The organism is Paucibacter sp. PLA-PC-4, assembly GCF_026241155.1.
Lineage (GTDB): Bacteria > Pseudomonadota > Gammaproteobacteria > Burkholderiales > Burkholderiaceae_C > Roseateles_E.
On sequence record NZ_JAPFGP010000022.1, the window covers coordinates 19,051 to 36,682 of the forward strand.

Here is a 17,632-nt window from a genome sequence, read left to right on the forward strand (position 1 = left end):
TCGGTCCGAAAAGTCGCGCGGCCATGCCCCATGGCTGGTGGCCCGCGCCATGCTACGGTATCGCTGCGTGAGCTTGGTCGGTGTGCCTGCGGCAGACCGGCAGGGTGCACTGCAGGCTCAACTTGCCGCGTGGCAGCCTTTTCCGGACAGCGTCTTCTTGGTCGATATGGTGGGCGACCATGCACAGGTTTTCGCGCTTGAGCGTGAGGCAATCGATCGCGAGGAGCCCGTCCCATCAGACTTGTGGCCGGAGACGCTACTCCATCAGTTCGGTACTGAAGGTCTGCGCCTCGTTGAGTGCCTGGTGGGATATGAGGGACAAGCCTGGCGCGATGGCGTGCTTATGGCCAGTCGCTGGTGGGCGCAGATCCCGGAGGCCTCCGATTGGCAGACCTTTGTGCGCCAGAGTCGCTTGGGCGCGATGGACGGCAGTGCGCTGTCTGAATTCGTGCCGAGCCTAGAGCGCCTCAGTTGGTTGAAGCCCTCGCGTCCTGTACGGCGAGCGGACCAGTGGGCTGATGTCGCCCAAGGCAATGAGCGCCTTCTGATGGGTGCAGTGGCCGTTGTGCTCGTCGCAATCACCGCGTCGGTCGCTCACGATGGCTGGGACTCACGCCAATCAAGTCATGACGCGCGGAACGCTCTGAATGCGATCAAGGAGGAGGCCTCGCCACTGCTGATGGCTCGGGAGAAGGCTTTGGCCGCAGCTGATCAAAGCGCTGCACTGATCCGGCAAATGACGGCGCCTTTGCCGCTTGATGTAATGGATCAACTGGCGAGATTACTTCCCAAGGGCGTCACCCTGAAGGAGTTCGACTTGGCACAGCTATCACTGCGGGTGGCCTTGGAACTTCCTGCCGATGTAACGAGAGCCAGAGTGGTCAATGAATTGGAGTCTGGTGGGTGGTTCACCCAGGTGAGCGAAGTCAAGGATGGCGGAAATCGCAGCTGGGTGAGTTTCGAGATGAAACTCTCAGGGGCTCAGGCACCTGGTCGAAGCAGCAACGACGCAGGGTTGACTCGTGGTGCGGCCGATGGAGGCGCCCCGCCGTTGCTGCCTGAACGACCGCAGCTGATAGCTCCCAAGCCGTCAGGAAAGTCATGAGCGCGATCATCGACGGCGCCTCTGAACGCAGTGGCTTGAGCCATGGGCTGCGGCAGTTGCAGGGTCAGCTGCGAGCCAACGCTCGCCTTCGGTGGGGGCTGTTTTTCATCTGCATCACTTTGTGGGTTTGGTCTCTTTTGCTGCTTCAGGACCAAGCGCAGATTTGGCGAGCCGAAGCAGACGAAGCGTTGGCTGAAGTCCAACGGCTCAAGCCTGTGCAGTCAGCCAAGGAGTGGCCGCAAAGAGCGGACGATGCCAGCAAGCACCTTGAGGCGGCCAGGGCCATGATGTGGCCCGCAGCTAGCCAGGGGCTGGCTGAGGCCGCCCTCCAGGATACATTGCGGACTTGGTCAGAGAAGGCTGGGTTACCCATACGCGAGCTGAGTGTCAGTTCAACATCTGGAGGGGATCCTGCGTTGGCTGTGGAGGGCCTACCTCTGCGTGCACGCTTGGTTGTGGACTTCAACCGGATTGGGATGATGGGCTTGCTCTCAGAATTGGGGCGCTCACCCAAAGTGATGCTCGTCGAGAGTCTGCGATTACGTCCAGTGATGCAGCCGGGGCGCGCAGAACTGGAGGTTCGCGTGCTGTACCGTAGCGAGGAGCGCAAACCATGATGAGGCCCTTGCAACGCGGGCAATGGATTTTCTTGCTGCTGGCCGCTGTCTTGATTGGTTGGTTCTCTAACCCGCAGACCGAGCCGGCCCCGGCTCTGATCAACGCGCGTACCGATCGCTGGGAGTTGGCCGCACTGCCGACCCAAAGCGATGCCAGTTCGTTGGCGTTGAGAGTGGCTACTTCCAACCTCTGGGGACCGGAGCTCAAAGCCGCGCAGGAAGCTCCGATCGAGAACCAGCGGTGGCGTTTGGCGGGGGTCTATGGGTCAGGCAAGGTCGGGGGAGTGCTGGTTCTGTTCGAAGATGAACGCAAGGCGCCGCAACGACTCAGCGTCGGTGAAAAATTGCCCAGCGGCCATGTCATTGAGGCCGTTGACGGAAATCAAGTGTGTATACGAATTGAAAAGAAGCTTTATCGCTTTGGAGTTGAACGTCGTGAATGAAAATCTGTCTGAGCGTTCACCATTGCGCCCCCACACCCTGAATGTGCTGTTAAGCGCAGGCTTGCTCGCGGCGTGTGCACCGCTGGCGCCCATCATTCCGCCAAGTCTTCCTTTGCCTAACACGTCCCAGAGCAGTGTGGACGGCGGAAGTGATGGTTCCGGGAGCAGGGAGTTGAAGATCGGCACGTTGCCGCAGCCGCCTGTAGCCAAGCCTTCAAACCTGTCCAAAGATCTCGCCGCGCAGGATGCACAACTCCGTGCAACTACTGCTGCTATGCAAGGCGAAGTTGCCACGATCAACCTGCAGCAAGTCCCCTTGCCGGTGTTCATCCAGATCGTTTACGCCGAGATACTGAAGCGCAATCTCAACATTGATCCTGCAGTCCTCTCGAGAAAGGAGTTGGTGACCTTTCGGACCGGCGCTACGCAAGCGCCTGAGCAGTTGGACAACGCAATCAAGTTGCTGCTGAAGAGCTACGGCATAGCCGTTGTCGATGTTGGTGGATTGCTCCGTGTGCTGCCTGACAATGCTCAGTTGGGGAATCTTCCCGAGCTACGTCGTGGTGAGGCATCGCCAGATACCCCCCTTCCGCTGCGGCCCGTCTTCTATCTGGTGGAGTTGCAGGTAGTGCGGCAAACCGATGTAGCCAATTGGTTGAAGACGCTGTTCGGCACGCGCCTGACCATTCAAGAAGATATCGGGCGCAATGCACTGCTGTTGAGTGGCACGCCGGACAACATGAAGGCGGCGCTGGAGGCTTTGCGCATTCTCGACCAGCCTCTCATGAGTGGGCGAAAGAGCATTTCACTGTCGCCAGCCTACTGGTCAGCTGATGATCTCGCACGCCGACTCAACGAGGTGCTCACTGCGCAAGGTTATGCAGTGGCCCCTTTGGGGCAGTTGGGGCAGCAGGGTGGAATTCGATATCCCGTCGTGCTGATGCCAGTTTCGGCTGTCAATCAGGTATTCGTCTTCGCTGCCAGCGACGAGGTTCTCCAGCATGTCACCAACTGGGCTCGCACGCTAGACAAGCCCAACGAGCGCGGCATTGGGAAGAACTACTTCACTTATCAGGTCAAGCACAAAGACGCGGCTGATCTTGCAAAGACACTGGAGCAGTTGCTGACAGGCAGCCGTGCCCGTCCAACGACCACTACACCTGCAGCAGGCAGTGCTTCTTCCAGCACGAGTAGTCGACTGACATCGGTGGTTGTGGATCAGTCCTCCAACATGCTCATCTTCCAAGCCGATGCGGATGAGTACTCGCAGATTAGTGCGCTGCTCCAGACACTCGATCGCCCGGCCAAAGCGGCCCTGATCGAGGTTACTGTGGCAGAGCTTTCTTTGATCGATAGCAGCCAGTTGGGTGTCGAATGGCTTGCAACTCATGCCATGAGTAACGGTGCTCAGATCATTGGCGGAACTACAGGTGGTTTGTCGATCGGGTCGGGAGGGGCAACCTTTCGAGTATTTGACACCGTCGGGCAGGTGCGGGCGGTACTGAACGCCCTAGCTTCTAACAACCAGGCGACCATACTTTCCAGTCCGCGTGTTCAAGCGCGCAATGGTGAAACAGCGACGATTCAGGTGGGTCAGGAAGTTCCAATAATTACCAGCCAGCAGACCACCACGGGCTCGGTGACCCTTCCAAATCAGTCGGCCGTGTTACAGACCATTCAGTATCGCAATACCGGCGTGATCCTCAAGGTGAAGCCGGTGATTCACTCCGGTGATCAGGTGGATCTGGAAGTGCAGCAAGAGGTGAGCGCTGCAGCATCAACAAACACAGGGGTGAACAATTCACCGACCTTCAGCACCCGCAAGCTCGAGACCAAGCTGACGCTAAAGAATGGTGCTACGGTGTTGATGGGCGGCTTGATTTCTAACGACAACACTCAGGGGAGTGCCGGGATTCCATTGCTGAAAGACATCCCCGGATTGGGTGCGTTGTTCAGCACACAGACCGTGACCGGCAACCGTCGTGAATTGGTCATCCTGATCACGCCCTACATCCTCAACGACAGTCACGATGCCGAGTCGATGACCGATGCGTTTCGTAAGATGTTGGGGCCTTGGGCACAGACGGCCCGCCCTGCTACGCTTGACGTCCAGCAACTCCAGGATGCAACAAGGCAGGGTAAGCCGACACCTGCCGATTCGTTGGTGCCCGCAACCGTACCCGCGCCGGTGCCGGCAAGCGGGGCTTCGCAGCCGGGTAAGTGATTGCAGATGTGCTGCCCATGAACGCTCACTTGATTGGCGAACTGCTGCAGGCCAAGGGCTTGGTCAAGCCCACTGAGATTGAGAATGCCCTGTTGGTGCAGGAACGCCAAGGTGGCCGCATCGGTGAGGTGCTGGTACGGCTCGGTGCGATTTCGACCCAAACGCTGTACGCTGCGCTCGCCGAGCAACTGTCTTATCCTTTGCTGAACACTGAGCAACTCGATGAGGGTGCGTTGCGCGCTGCAATGTCATCGATGCGGCTGCCGATGTCGTGGTGGCTCGATCGGCAGGTGCTTCTTTGGCAAGAAGCCGGTGACCTGCTGGTAGCCAGTGCAGATCCCTTGGATATCGACGTGCGCGAGGCGCTGGAGGACGAGCCGCTGGCAAGTAGCCTGCGTTGGCACCTGATCTTGCCCAACGATGCGGAGACCTGGGCCCAGCGCCTTCGTATCGATTTCAACGCTTTGGGGGGCGGGCTGGATGCACGCACCCTGCGAGAGCTGGCTGAGGACGCTCCCGTGGTGGCCTTCGTCAACAACACCATGGCTCAAGCGCTTGAAGCCCGCGCATCGGATATTCATGTTGAGCCCGGCGAGCGCGAATGTGTGCTGCGTTTTCGGATCGATGGTGTGCTGCACACCCGCAGTAGCATGCCAATGGACCGCTACCCTGCCATTGCATCGCGCATCAAGTTGATCGGCGGTCTCGACATCGCCGAGCGGCGGCTGCCGCAGGATGGTCGCATCTCGACGCGGGTGGCTGGGCGTGAGGTCGACATCCGTATCTCGTCGATTCCGGCTGTTTACGGTGAATCGCTCGTGCTGCGCTTGTTGCCCAAAGAGCGTGGTGATGTGGGTCTGCACCGCATCGGCATGGAGCCCGATCATATGGCCCAGTTCCAGGAGTGGCTGCAATGGCCCAATGGACTGGTGCTGGTGACCGGCCCGACCGGGTCCGGCAAGAGTACGACGCTCTATAGCGCGCTCTCGCATATCAATGATGGCAATCGCAAGCTGATCACGGTGGAGGATCCGGTCGAGTTGCGCTTGCCGGGCGTAGTGCAGATACAAACCCAGTCGGATATCGGCTACACGTTCGCGCGTGCGCTGCGCTCTATCCTGCGTCACGATCCCGACGTCATCATGGTTGGTGAAATCCGCGATCGAGAAACCGCTGAGATCGCTATGCAGGCAGCCCTCACAGGGCATCTTGTGTTGGCGACCTTGCATACCAATGATGCGCTGTCCGCGGTCAACCGATTGGTCGATATGGGCATTGAGCCCTATTTGGTTGCGGCAGCGCTGCGTGCAGTGATGGCCCAGCGGCTGGTGCGCCGGCTGTGTCCCAACTGTGCGGTGGCCCATTCCGACCGCGGGCCGCTTGACGAGCGCTGGGCGCGCCTGAGGCCCAGACTGCTGGCTTCGGCCGATGTGCCTGCTCGGCCAGGGTGGCTGCAAGCCAAGGGTTGCCCTGCATGTTCAGGCACGGGCTTCCGAGGGCGAGTTGGCATCTATGAACTGGTGACGGTGACCCCGTCTCTTCAGCATGAGATTGCGCAAAGTGCTGGCATTGACCGACTGACGCAGCTTGCCAATGCTGATGGCCGACGCTCTATGGTTGATGACGGGCTGATCAAGTCGGCTCGGGGTCTAAGTACACTGGACGAGGTGCTGCGCGCCGCCAGCGCCCAGGACGATCCTGCCGAATGAACGCCAGCTACAAATATCGTGCGCAGGACGCTGCTGGCCGCGAGGTCAGCGGACAACTGGAGGCGCGCGATCAGGCTCAGGCGGCGCGCGAGCTTATGCGCCAGGGATTGCGCCCGCTGGAGTTGCAAACCCTCGATGAGAGTTCGGCTTTGCCCGCACCTGCGGTGCGTGGTCGGCGCAGCATCACGGCGGCCGACAAAGTGGTGGCGCTGCGTGAGCTCGGCACGCTGCTGAAAGCTGGTGTCGCCCTGGAGGAGGCTTTGTCATCATTGGCAGCTGGCCACGTTGGTTCGGCGCTCGGCGCAGCTTTGTCTCGGGCATTGACCTCGGTGCGGGCCGGTCAGAGCTTGCATGCGGCGGTGCTGGATAGCGGCCTTGTCTTGCCCGATCATTTGCTGACGCTGGTGCGTGTGGGTGAAGCAAGCGGCCAGATCGCGAGCGCCCTGAATGACGCGGCTGAGCAAATGGAGCAAAGTCTGCGCATCACGCAGGAGCTGCGCAATGCCCTGATCTATCCGGCCGTACTCGTGTCTGCTGGTACGGCGGCTGTGCTGATTATTTTCATTGGCGTGATTCCGCGCTTTGCGCCGCTGCTGAAAGGCTCGCGCGCCAATGTGCCTGAGTTTTCCATGTGGGTGATCGAGACTGCTGTCGCGATGAAGGCGAATCTGCTGGTGCTTGGTTTGGTGGCTGCGGCCTTGGTCATGGGGGTCGTTGTGGCACTGTCCCGCCCAGGCCTTCGACAAACACTGATGGACCGCTTAGCTCAGGCACCGGTGCTGGGGCCATGGCTGCGCGATGCCGAGGTTGGGCGCTGGGCGACTTTGATGGGGACGATGCTGCGCAACCGTGTCCCGTTGCTGGAGGCATTGAGGCTGTCCCATGGTGCAGCCGGTCTGCGCGACTTTGCGCGGCTGATCACCTCCGCGGCCCGCGAGCTGGAGCATGGGCGCAGCCTCTACGAGTGCTTTCGGCACTCGAGCTGGATACCGCCTGCCCGACTTAACCTGATCAAGGTGGGCGAGCGCTCTGGCACGCTGGATGCGATGCTGCTGTCGTTGGGCAGCATGCAGACCGAGGCCGCGCGCCAACGTCAGAAGCAGGCTATGGCCCTGATCGAGCCCGTGGCCATCTTGCTGATCGGGGCCGTGATTGGTGTCTTGATGGTGTCAGTGATGATGGCCATCACATCAATGAACACTGGCGCCGTTTGAACTCCTGAACGGCTCGACGAGATCCTTGCGCCCGGCGAAGAACTCCGCGACACCAGCGGGGCTGTTGATCCGGCGTTCCATCAGGGCAGGCACCAGCTCGCGAAGCGCCGTCGTACTCAAGGCAGGAGCGCCGCTCATCCCTTGTGCTTTGGCGCCGCTGAACCAGACAATGAAGGGGACATGCTGGTCGTCGCTCTTCCCGGCGCTACCGCTGCCAGGGCCGCGCTGGCGCTCGTAGACACCGGCCCAAAGTTCCTTCTCGCGCAACCAGTGGTCTGACGTGAGCACCAAGGCGCTGTCACCTCCGGCTCGTTCCAGGGTAGCTCGCAGCTCCGCAATCAGGGACTGCATCTGTTGTAGGTTTGCCCGGTAGTCCTCAGCCAGCGAACGCGGCACGGCGCCGGCGGCGGCGACAGGGGGATGCGGAACGTTCAGGTGCAGCCAGACCATGCTGTTGCGTCGGTCCGCCACTTCGTGGACGGCATGCTCACTCAACTTCTGGTAAGTGCCGCTCCATTGCTGCAGGAAGTCCGAATAGGGTGAGTCGAACTCTTGTTGGCGCTTGAATGCACGTGACAGTGATGACCACCAGCCCGGGAAGAACTGCACGGGCTCGGCATGACAGGCGCGCGCCGTACGAACCACGGCACAGTAGTCGTGATAGAAGCCGACCACTGCATGCGATCGTCCCGTGGATGCCAAGTCCGTGAAGAGCATCGGCGTTGAGGCATCGAACCGCTCTCCCCGCTCGTTGAGCAAGAAGCCAGAGCCGCCGCTGTCGACTTTTCCGAATCGCTGGCCGGTGAGCATGCCAGGTATGGAGCTGAGAGTGCTCGGTCCGGCTGGCATGGCGCGCTCGGCAAAAAAGCTCTGAGCCAGCAGTTCGCGCATCGGCTCGGATTCAAAGAGTTGCTCTTTCGTCGAGACCTCAAAATCCCATTCGTCGAGAATGAGTACGACTGTGCGGCGTGGCGTGCCCTCGGGAGGTGTCGCGCTGATCATTGCTGCTGCAGGCTGTGGCCGCAGGATGTTCAACAGGTAACCCGGCATGCCGGGTTGTAGTGCGAAGATGACAAGCACCGTGACGCCACAGGCCGAAGCGAGTCGCCACTGTGTCATCGGCTTGAGACGCCAAACGGCTGCGATGGCCGCCACGAAGCAAAATCCAAGAAGGCCCGCCTTGAGCAAGGTGTTCAGGACAAGTGTCGAGGCCAGCGAACGCCTGAAGATCTGAAACAGGCCGACGAACAGCAACAAAAGCAGCAGTCCGCGCGTTGCAGCGGCCAGCCAAGGTGGCCGTCGCTGCTGGTCCAGACAAGCTCCCGCCAAGGCCATGCCGGAAACGATGCACAGAAGTGCCCAGCCCTCGCGGACGAATGCCGCGGGTTGGAACGCGACATACAGCGAACTGGGGCTTTGAAGAATTGTTTCGCTGAGTGCGATGGCGGCAAGTGCAGCCAGGCTTAGCAGCGCGTAACGGAGCGCCTGGGCGCTGGGAGAGGGCCAGTGAGTCATCGTGTCACCGCCGCCGCAGGCGCAACAGGCGACGTTGAGTGGAAATAACAATTTCCTGCTGCAGCTCGAACCAGGGCTGAGCCGACGCCAGGAAATAGTTCAGGTCCCAATGGTCATACAAGGCGATATTGGGTCCGGCGATCTCGATGAATCGAGGGTCGTCGCGTGGCACGAATTCGATCAGCAGCGTATCGCTGCAGTAGTTCGACAAAACGATGAACAGTTGTGGCAGCGGCAAACGCTCGGTAACGACCAAATGATGGACGACGGCCAACATGAGCACCAGGTCGAAGCGCTGCGCGAAGCGCTCTGGAAGGGGAAGTGTCTCGGCCAGTTGCCAACCGGTGGCCGGTGTGGGTCGGGCCATATTGGCGTGAAGGCATTGGATGGGGTGCCCTGACGTGCGGCTATGGCGATACAGTGCATTCAATGCGTTGAGGTCGTCGTCCAACGCAACGATCTGGCGAGCACCGTGCTGCGCAGCAAGCTGAGAGAACTCTCCGCTGTTGGCGCCCACGTCCAATACCGAAGCGTAGCGGCCCTCGCTCACAATGCTGGCAACGGCAGTGCGCTTGGCTTCAAGCTCTGCGTCCGCGTAGTGGTCTCGATTGCCGGTATAGGCGCTCCACGCGCTGAGTTGATGACTGCGGCCATTCAGTCGCGCGACAAAGCCTTGTAGATTGTTCAGCAGCCAGGGAGTTCCATCGCTGGCGTTGCTTGGTGATGTGTGGGTCGCGGTGGGGCGGAGGGCTTTGCTGATCCGGCGGCGCTCCAGCCGAGCAGGCAGCCTCACATGCAGCCACATAGCCAGATTCATCTGCGAGTACCACGGGATGAACGGTGAAATCTCCGCGGCTCGCAACCCGTCTCGGTGCGCGAGGAAAATGTCCCTAGGAGTGCGCCCCAGTTCAGTCACTGCGAGCAGCGGCAGGATGAAGTGCCGCACGAACTGGCCATAGGCCTGCCAGCCAGGCGCGTCGTCCGCTTGCCGATTTCGCAATGAGAGCAAGTCGCAAAACACGGGTCTTGTACCGTCAAACAACACATTGTTGGCGGCTGCATCCTTCAGGGTCCAGCCTTGCGCCCAGGCTCGACGTTGAATATCCAGCGTCAACGTTGCGGCATCGGCCAGCATGCCGGGCGTCCACTCGAATGGATAGCTGGGCAGAGCAATCCGAGGATGCTCGAGCAGCAGGCCACCCTCCGGTGTCACCTCGACGCTGACGGCACCGACAAGCAGACCCTCTTGGGTCAGCTGACGATAGAGATCGCTGTCCAGTAAACGCTCGGTTTGCGCGCGCGCACTGGCATGGACGTGGCGAAGAATGCGCTGACCGTTGTCTTCCAAGTGCCCAGCGGGGTCACGAAAGCTCACCCTCATCAGGAGCGGTCGCGCTTCCAGCGCCTTTTGATGGCGTTCCAGATTTCCTTTGGATTGCGCAGGTAGTACAGCGCCCCAACGGCCGCAGCAATCAAGCCCTGGATCAAGAGGTGTGCGGAACCGCCATCAATGTATGCGTAGGCCGGGCTTAAGGTGGCCCAGAGCATAAGAAGAACCAGTGAAAGATGTCGAACGATGGACATGGCAAAGAATCTTGGCGGCAATGATGGTCTCGCATCCTGCCGCTGGGCAAGCGCTGCACAGTTCAGGAACAAGGAGCGATGTTACCAGCAGCCTCCGGGGGGCAGTCCTAGGAGCCAGGGCCGACTTGTACAATGCGAGACGTATAGCTGCGCCACGCACGCCTTTGAAGCTCGCCCGACACACACTATTCAATCTGATTGGGCTTGGCGCTCCTCTATTGCTCGCAGCCGGGGCAATTCCGGCGCTCTTGGCGGCTCTCGGGAGCGAGCGGTTTGGTCTATTGACGCTGCTCTGGGCCGTCACGAGCTACTTCGGTTTGTTCGACCTCGGCTTGGGGCGGTCCCTGACGCAACAGTTGTCTATCTTGTTTGATCAAGGTCGTGATGACGAGGTAGGCCCGGCAAGTGCCACTGCATTGGCGCTGATGGCTGTTCTTGGCAGTATTGGAGGTTGTCTGATGCTGTTGCTGGCGCCTTGGGGCGTCGGCATGCTGAAGATAAGCGCCCACCCCAAGGAGGCGATTCAGGCAGCGATGGTCATGGGGCTGGCAATGCCATTCATCGTGCTAACGGCGGGGCTGCGTGGCATGTTGGAGGCGCGTCACGCCTTCTTTGCCCTGAACTGCGTTCGCCTACCGATAGGTCTGTGGACTTTCGCGGGGCCATGGTTGGTACTGGTATTCGTCGGCCCGGACTTGGTCTGGATAGCAGGGGCCCTCGCAGGTGGGCGGATGATCGGCTGTGCAGTCCACGGGGCACTCGTGTGGCGTGCCGTGCCACAGTTGCGTGGCCGTATGCTGCTGCAACGTCAGTGGCTGCGCCCATTCTTGGTGTCCGGAGGGTGGCTGACACTGAGCAATTTGATCAGCCCGTTCATGGGCTATGCAGACCGATTCCTGATCGGAGCGACGATATCCGCTGCGGCGGTGGCACTCTATGCCATCCCGCATGAACTTGTGACGAAGATCTGGATTATTCCTGCGGCGATGACCTCCGTACTTTTTCCTGCGTTCGCCGCCACAATTGCTAGGCAGGACCCGGATGGGTGGCGGATCTTCGACCGTGCTGTCGGGGTCCTATTTCTCTGTGTGCTGCCGATTGCATCCGGGCTCTTCCTGTTTGCCAGCGAGTTGCTGCAAGCGTGGGTCGGGGAGGGGTTTGCGCGGCAAAGTGCGCCCATTCTGCAGATCTTCGCCATCGGCATCCTGATCAATTGCTTGGCCCACGTTCCGCTGACGTGGCTGCACGGCGCGGGTTACTACCGGGCTCCGGCCTTGCTCTATTGCATTGAGTTGCCGGTTTTCTTGGTAATGCTATGGTGCTTGTGCACGAGCATGGGCCTGAAGGGGGCGGCAGTGGCCTGGTTGATCAGGATTTGCGCCGACTCTGCGGCGCTGTTTTACCTTGTGTATCGACATCGGGGTGCTGCAACCGGCCATGCAATTGACCTAAACCGCGTTGCGATTTCGTTAGCTGCTGTATTTGCGGCACTTTCATTTGCCGGTGCAGTAATTCCATCAATGCTGATCCGTGCAGCCTGGTTGATACTGGTTATAGCAATCGTGCTTTCTGTTTGGTGGCGCCTACGCCGCCCGTCTCCCGTCCCCATGCTTCAGTCATGAATGAGCCCGTACTCGTCAGCATCGTTACTCCCGTCTACAACCAGGCCGAGTTTCTAGGGGCAACGATAGAGAGCGTGCTGGCGCAAGACTACCCAGCGCTGGAATACATCGTCATCGACGATGGGTCGAGCGACGAATCGTTGGCGGTGGCGCAACGGTATGCGGCTGCTTACCCCGGTAGGGTGAGTGTTCATACGCAGGCCAATGTCGGACAGGCCACGACATTGAATCGTGGCTGGGCGATGTCTCGAGGGCAGATCCTCGCATATTTGAGTTCGGACGATTGCCTGTGCCCGACAGCAGTAAGTACTTTGGTCAAGGCGCTGGACGACCATCCATCTGCCGCGGTGGCGTACTGCGACTTCTGGCTGATCGATGCCAAGGGTGTGCGTTTGCGCGAAGTCCGTACCGAGAACTTTGACGAGCGTCGGCTTTGTGTTGATTTGGTCTGCCAACCTGGCGCTGGTGCCTTGTTCCGGCGTACCGTGTTCGAGCAGGTTGGAGGGTGGCAGCCTGGCTTGCATCAGGTCCCAGACTTCGAATTTTGGCTGCGTGCGGTGCGTATGGGAGAGTTCGTGCGAGTGCCGGAGCGCTTGTCGGAGTACCGCATCCACGAAGGGCAGGCGTCTTTTGCCATCATCCCCTATGCCCGGGCCGAAGAGATCGTAGGGGTGATGGAAGCCTTCTGGTCTACGCAGGCAGGCGCATTGCAAGGCGAGAGGGCGATCGCTCGGGCTCTGGCCATTGCGTCGAAGCATCATGCACAGTCAGGCCGAGTCATTGTGGCCCTGCGTCGATTCTTGCAGGCTTTGATCCGTCATCCCGCACTGGCGCTGGATGCGGGTATCTGGCGTCAGTTGGTTGTCGGCTTTGTGCGGCGCACCTTCTTTCGTCTCAAAGGATCGACACGTTTGGTCTGAGCAATATCGTTCAACCCTTGCGCGTGAGCAAGGGTGCGCTCCGACCTCCAATGCTTAACAGTCAGGGAGTTTTTTGTGACGAAGCCGTACCGATTGCTGGTGCTCGGTGCCAATGGAATGCTGGGTCATGCCGTGCTGCGCTGGTTTGCGCGAGATGCCAATTACAGCGTTTGCGGTGTGATGCGCGCAGCGGGCGCGAGGCGCCAGCTTCAGTTGGCCGCGCCGCGGGCCGAGCTCATTGATGGCGTCGATGTCGGATGCTCCGATCAATTGGCCGGCGTTCTTGCACAGGTAAAGCCTGATGTTGTCATCAATTGCGTCGGCGTAGTCAAGCAGCTGGCGGCTGCGGACGACCCTCTGATTTCTCTGCCCATCAATGCGCTGCTGCCCCATCGTTTGGTCAAGCTTTGCCATCTGGCGGGCGCAAGGCTCATCCACGTCAGCACGGACTGTGTCTTCTCGGGCGCAATCGGCGGCTATCGCGAGCATGACCCGGCAGATGCACGTGATCTCTACGGGCTGAGCAAATTCATGGGTGAGGTCGATGCTGAGCATGCAATCACGCTGCGGACGTCCATCATCGGGCATGAACTTAGCAGCCGGCACGGCTTGGTCGCTTGGTTTTTGTCGCAGCAGGGTGTTGTTCAGGGATATACGCGGGCGATTTTCTCCGGCCTGCCGACGGTCGAGCTCGCGCGCGTGATTGAGGAGCATGTTCTGCCCCGCCCTGAGTTGAGAGGCACGTATCATGTTTCGGCGAGCCCCATCAGCAAGTTCGATCTGCTTCGATTGGTCGCTCAAGAGTATGGGCACTTGCTGGTCGTCGAGCCAAATGATCGTCTGGTGATTGATCGATCTCTCAATTCTGAGAGATTCCAGGAGGCGACGGGATATTCGCCGCCTGACTGGACTGAACTTGTGCGTCGCATGCGAGACTTTGGCTGGAACACGGCCGAGAAGGGCTGAGAAAACTCAGATGTTTACTGACAAAATACTATTGATTACGGGTGGGACGGGCAGTTTTGGGAATGCTGTGCTCAGTCGTTTTATGAAATCCGATCTGGCAGAGATACGGATATTCAGTCGAGACGAAAAGAAGCAGGCTGATATGCGAGCAGCGCTCAACTGCGATAAGGTCAAGTTCTACATCGGCGATGTGCGGGACTATGACAGCGTGCATGACGCCTTGGGTGGTGTGGACTTCGTTTTTCATGCCGCGGCATTGAAACAGGTGCCGTCGTGTGAGTTCTATCCCATGGAGGCAGTGAAGACGAATGTCATTGGGGCTGAGAACGTCATGCGAGCGGCGATGAACCAAGCGGTGAGTCGAGTCGTGGTCCTATCGACGGACAAGGCGGTCTACCCCATCAATGCAATGGGCATGTCCAAAGCCATGATGGAAAAGGTGATGGTCGCCAAAGCGAGACTTTGCGACTCGCGCAAAACCATTCTGTGCGCGACCCGATATGGAAACGTGATGGCGTCCAACGGCTCGGTGATCCCCCTGTTTCTTCAGCAATTGCGGGACGGGCATCCATTGACCGTGACGGACCCAAATATGACCAGATTCCTGATGTCGCTCGAAGATTCGGTGGATTTGGTTTTGTACGCTTTTGAGCACGCTAAGCCGGGTGATATTTTTGTGCAGAAGGCCAAGGCCTCAACCGTCGGAGACCTCGCGGAGGCGTTACGCCAATTGATCAGTACTGATCACGAGATCAAAGTGATTGGTACTCGGCACGGCGAGAAGCTGTATGAATCCCTTGTCTCCCGTGAGGAAATGGCGCGAGCGGAAGATCTGGGTGACTATTTTCGGATACCGGCTGACTCCCGTGACCTGAACTACAACAAGTATTTTGTCGAGGGGCAGACTGGCTTGTCCGCTTTCGATGACTATACGTCGCACAATACTCAACGCCTGTCTGTGGAGGAAGTGAAGCAATTGATGTTGCGGCTGGGTTTGGTAGCGGGGCGGAATAATGCTTAAGGTAATGACAGTTGTGGGTACGCGCCCTGAAATTATTCGGCTGTCGCGCATCATCCCCCAACTGGATCGGTATTGCGAGCATGTGCTGGTGCATACCGGCCAGAATTACGACTATGAGTTGAATGAGGTCTTTTTTAAGGATCTTGGCATACGCAAGCCGGACCATTTCCTGTCGGCAGCGGGGTCAACAGCGGCGCAAACTATCGCTCTGGTGATAGCGGCTGTGGACCAGGTGCTGGAGGTGGTGCAGCCTGATGCCCTGCTTGTTTTGGGTGATACCAATAGTTGCTTGTCAGTCATTGCCGCAAAGCGACGCAAGATCCCTATCTTTCATATGGAGGCGGGCAACCGTTGCTTTGACTTCCGTGTGCCGGAGGAGATAAACCGTCGCATCGTTGACCACACGGCGGATATCCACCTGACTTACAGTCATATTGCCAAGGACTACCTGCTGCGCGAAGGCCTGCCCGGAGATCAGATCATTTGCACCGGTAGCCCCATGCGGGAGGTCCTAGAGCACAACAGGCCGGCAATTGATGCGTCATCTGTGCTTGAGCGCCTGGGGCTAACCTCGGAGCAGTATTTTCTCGTGAGCGCGCATCGGGAAGAGAATGTGGACTCGACGGTGAATCTGACGCGACTGCTGGGTGTGCTCAACGCGCTGGCAGAGCGGTTCTCGCTTCCGGTGGTAGTTTCGACACACCCGAGGACTCGCAAGCGCTTGGACGAGCAGGCCCAGGCGCAGCCCATGCATTCGCTGGTTAGCTTCATGAAGCCATTTGGCTTTCACGATTATGTCCGCTTGCAGACTTGTGCGCGGGCAGTGCTATCGGACAGCGGAACCATCACTGAGGAGTCGTCCATTCTGAACTTTCCTGCCCTGAGCCTGCGCGAGGTTCACGAGCGCCCTGAAGGCTTCGAGGAGGCCGCCGTGATGATGGTCGGATTGAACCAAGAGCGGGTGCTGGATGCGCTGCGCATCCTCGAGCAGCAGCCTCGAGGATCAACCCGTCTGCTGCGCCTTGTCTCTGACTACGCCGCGGACAATGTGTCAGACAAGGTGTTACGCATAATTGTCAGCTACACGGACTTCGTTAACCGCAGGGTGTGGAATAAACCGACCTTCTGAACTACTTCAGAACGTCGTTGAGCCAGCCATTTAATGAGTATTTTTCCATCAAGGCCCGAGACGCGGGACGGTACGGCGTTTGACTGAACTCTGTCGGAATCGCCGGCGCCTGATCTCTTTCGATGTAGAGAATGTTCTGGGAGTCGAAGAAGTCGTACTCCAGAATGTTCCGATTCGTGGTGATCAACTTCTTGCCAGCGGCAAGCGCCTCAAACGTCCGCATCGTCAGGCCGGTTTGGGCTGGGTGTTCAATGTCCAGCACGGACCGTGATGCCCTGAAAACGCGTTGCACTTCCGCCCTGGCCAAGGGGCTGTATTGGAAGTCGGTCGATGTTGACCCGGCAAACGACGGATTCCCCAACTTCTGGATGTGGAACATCCAGGTGGATTGCAGGAACAAATACCAATAGGTGCGGCTGCCTTCAGGGAGGGCTGCGGCGAGTTGATGAACGATGCTGTAGCGATCGGAGTGAGCGGTGCCTATGAAGCTGACGTCATATTCGTAGGCTTGCGGTGGGGGCACAGCGCTGACGAACTCTGGACAGTAAAACAAGGGGCGAAACGTCATCCCGTACTGTTTGGCGTCTAGCGGATCGAAGCTCAGACAATGATCGAAATGTGTCAGGTTGCCAACTAGTTGGCGCTTGTTTTTGAACGAATCCCACATGTACAAAACCAGAGTCGCGTTCGGCGAGCTGGCTCGCAACGCTGTGAGGAAACGGTCGGAGAGTGCCTCTCCCTGAATGACCAGAATTAGGTCGTATTGTTGGCGCCCGAAACTCGATAGCGCTTTGTCATATTGACGATCGGCATAGCCGAGTACCCAACGCCTCTGATACCGAGTGACGGCTTTCAAGAAGGGCGATGTGAAGGGGCGATCTGGGATGTAGTCGACCTGTGCGCCGCTGCTTTGCAGCGCCTTGCTGATCTCGTGCTCGTAGCCAAAGAAGCTGGGGGCGCACAGGAGTACGCGCTTGTTGGTGAGGGACTTCATTACAGCGGATCTGTGATGGTTCTAACCACTCGGGCCGGAATTCCGACGGCAGTCGATCCGGCGTCGATTGATTGGAGAAGCACGGCATTGGCGCCGATGTTTGAGTCCGCGCCTATCACCACGCCGCCAAGGACTTTGGCACCTGCCCCAACGCAGACGCGATCGCCGATTCTTGGGCGCAAGTCAGCGTTGAATCCCATGTCCGCTGCTGCAGCGCCCAAGGTCACCCCCTGGAAGATCGTGACGCCAGCACCAATCTCCATCGCACCAATGACCGTGCCTACCGTGTGCGGGAGAAACAGGCCTGGACCAATGCTGCACTTGGGCGTGCATTCGATGCCAAACAAGATGACGTTCATCCAGGTGAGAAGTCCCCCGAGGGGTCGTAGCCAGGGACGCAGATGACAAAACCGCGCCAGGCGAATGATCAGCACCGGAAAGAACCTGGGATTCAGAACGGCGAGTCGCGCACGCCAGCCGGTGGCAAATTGGCCCGGCGCTGGTGTGCGCAGCCGATCGAGATCCGCGGACAGCAGTTGGGACAAGGAGGGCATGGTTTTCGTAGGGTG

16 protein-coding genes are annotated in these 17,632 nt (G+C 59.1%); 11 read left to right on the forward strand and 5 right to left on the reverse strand.

Annotated features, from left to right (window positions below):
* Positions 1–67 precede the first annotated feature (67 nt).
* Genes OOZ63_RS25115 through OOZ63_RS25140 form a run of 6 tightly spaced genes read left to right on the forward strand, consistent with a single transcriptional unit; the run spans position 68 to position 7,312 of the window.
* Positions 68–1,105, forward strand: coding sequence for a hypothetical protein (locus tag OOZ63_RS25115; protein WP_266008400.1), 1,038 nt, complete (start codon positions 68–70; stop codon positions 1,103–1,105).
* Positions 1,102–1,722: a hypothetical protein gene (locus tag OOZ63_RS25120; protein WP_266008401.1), complete on the forward strand. Its 621-nt coding sequence runs from the start codon at positions 1,102–1,104 to the stop codon at positions 1,720–1,722. The genes OOZ63_RS25115 and OOZ63_RS25120 overlap by 4 nt, the downstream gene beginning before the upstream one ends.
* Complete coding sequence (locus OOZ63_RS25125; RefSeq protein ID WP_266008402.1) at positions 1,719–2,165, forward strand: hypothetical protein; 447 nt, start codon at positions 1,719–1,721, stop codon at positions 2,163–2,165. The genes OOZ63_RS25120 and OOZ63_RS25125 overlap by 4 nt, the downstream gene beginning before the upstream one ends.
* Positions 2,158–4,389 carry a secretin N-terminal domain-containing protein gene (locus tag OOZ63_RS25130; protein ID WP_266008403.1) on the forward strand — a complete coding sequence of 744 codons (2,232 nt, stop codon included), beginning with the start codon at positions 2,158–2,160 and terminating at the stop codon, positions 4,387–4,389. The genes OOZ63_RS25125 and OOZ63_RS25130 overlap by 8 nt, the downstream gene beginning before the upstream one ends.
* Entirely contained in the window at positions 4,386–6,098 is a 1,713-nt protein-coding gene (locus OOZ63_RS25135; RefSeq protein ID WP_266008404.1) for a GspE/PulE family protein, read from the forward strand. The genes OOZ63_RS25130 and OOZ63_RS25135 overlap by 4 nt, the downstream gene beginning before the upstream one ends.
* A complete protein-coding gene (locus OOZ63_RS25140) occupies positions 6,095–7,312 on the forward strand; it encodes a type II secretion system F family protein (protein WP_266008405.1) in 1,218 nt (405 codons plus the stop codon). The genes OOZ63_RS25135 and OOZ63_RS25140 overlap by 4 nt, the downstream gene beginning before the upstream one ends.
* On the opposite strand, the gene OOZ63_RS25145 is transcribed toward OOZ63_RS25140, so the two are convergent.
* From OOZ63_RS25145 to OOZ63_RS25155, 3 genes are read right to left on the reverse strand one after another with little or no spacing between them, the layout of a single operon-like run.
* Positions 7,289–8,827 (reverse strand): sulfatase-like hydrolase/transferase, encoded by a 1,539-nt coding sequence (locus tag OOZ63_RS25145; protein ID WP_266008406.1) that lies wholly within the window; start codon positions 8,825–8,827, stop codon positions 7,289–7,291. The genes OOZ63_RS25140 and OOZ63_RS25145 overlap by 24 nt on opposite strands.
* Before the next feature lie 4 nt (positions 8,828–8,831).
* Positions 8,832–10,175, reverse strand: coding sequence for a class I SAM-dependent methyltransferase (locus OOZ63_RS25150; RefSeq protein WP_266008407.1), 1,344 nt, complete (start codon positions 10,173–10,175; stop codon positions 8,832–8,834).
* Between the two features lie 32 nt (positions 10,176–10,207).
* Positions 10,208–10,411 (reverse strand): hypothetical protein, encoded by a 204-nt coding sequence (locus OOZ63_RS25155; RefSeq protein ID WP_266008408.1) that lies wholly within the window; start codon positions 10,409–10,411, stop codon positions 10,208–10,210.
* 164 nt (positions 10,412–10,575) lie between these two features.
* On the opposite strand from OOZ63_RS25155, the gene OOZ63_RS25160 reads away from it, so the two are divergent.
* The 5 genes from OOZ63_RS25160 (at position 10,576) to wecB (ending at position 16,069) form a co-directional block, all read left to right on the forward strand.
* Positions 10,576–12,033 (forward strand): flippase, encoded by a 1,458-nt coding sequence (locus tag OOZ63_RS25160; protein WP_266008409.1) that lies wholly within the window; start codon positions 10,576–10,578, stop codon positions 12,031–12,033.
* Positions 12,030–12,953 carry a glycosyltransferase family 2 protein gene (locus tag OOZ63_RS25165; protein ID WP_266008410.1) on the forward strand — a complete coding sequence of 308 codons (924 nt, stop codon included), beginning with the start codon at positions 12,030–12,032 and terminating at the stop codon, positions 12,951–12,953. The genes OOZ63_RS25160 and OOZ63_RS25165 overlap by 4 nt, the downstream gene beginning before the upstream one ends.
* 75 nt (positions 12,954–13,028) lie before the next feature.
* Positions 13,029–13,919, forward strand: coding sequence for a dTDP-4-dehydrorhamnose reductase family protein (locus OOZ63_RS25170; protein WP_266008411.1), 891 nt, complete (start codon positions 13,029–13,031; stop codon positions 13,917–13,919).
* Between the two features lie 10 nt (positions 13,920–13,929).
* Positions 13,930–14,940 (forward strand): polysaccharide biosynthesis protein, encoded by a 1,011-nt coding sequence (locus OOZ63_RS25175; RefSeq protein WP_266008412.1) that lies wholly within the window; start codon positions 13,930–13,932, stop codon positions 14,938–14,940.
* A 4-nt stretch (positions 14,941–14,944) separates the two neighbouring features.
* Positions 14,945–16,069, forward strand: coding sequence for a non-hydrolyzing UDP-N-acetylglucosamine 2-epimerase (gene wecB / locus OOZ63_RS25180; protein WP_323055787.1), 1,125 nt, complete (start codon positions 14,945–14,947; stop codon positions 16,067–16,069).
* 1 nt (position 16,070) lies between these two features.
* Here the strand turns inward: wecB and OOZ63_RS25185 are convergent, their stop codons facing one another.
* Together OOZ63_RS25185 and OOZ63_RS25190 are read right to left on the reverse strand one after the other, a co-directional pair.
* Positions 16,071–17,063, reverse strand: a complete 993-nt coding sequence (locus OOZ63_RS25185) for a hypothetical protein (protein ID WP_266008414.1) — start codon at positions 17,061–17,063, stop codon at positions 16,071–16,073.
* Positions 17,063–17,608, reverse strand: coding sequence for a serine O-acetyltransferase (locus OOZ63_RS25190; protein WP_266008415.1), 546 nt, complete (start codon positions 17,606–17,608; stop codon positions 17,063–17,065). Before OOZ63_RS25190 ends, OOZ63_RS25185 begins: the two co-directional genes overlap by 1 nt.
* Between the last annotated feature and the right edge of the window lie 24 nt (positions 17,609–17,632).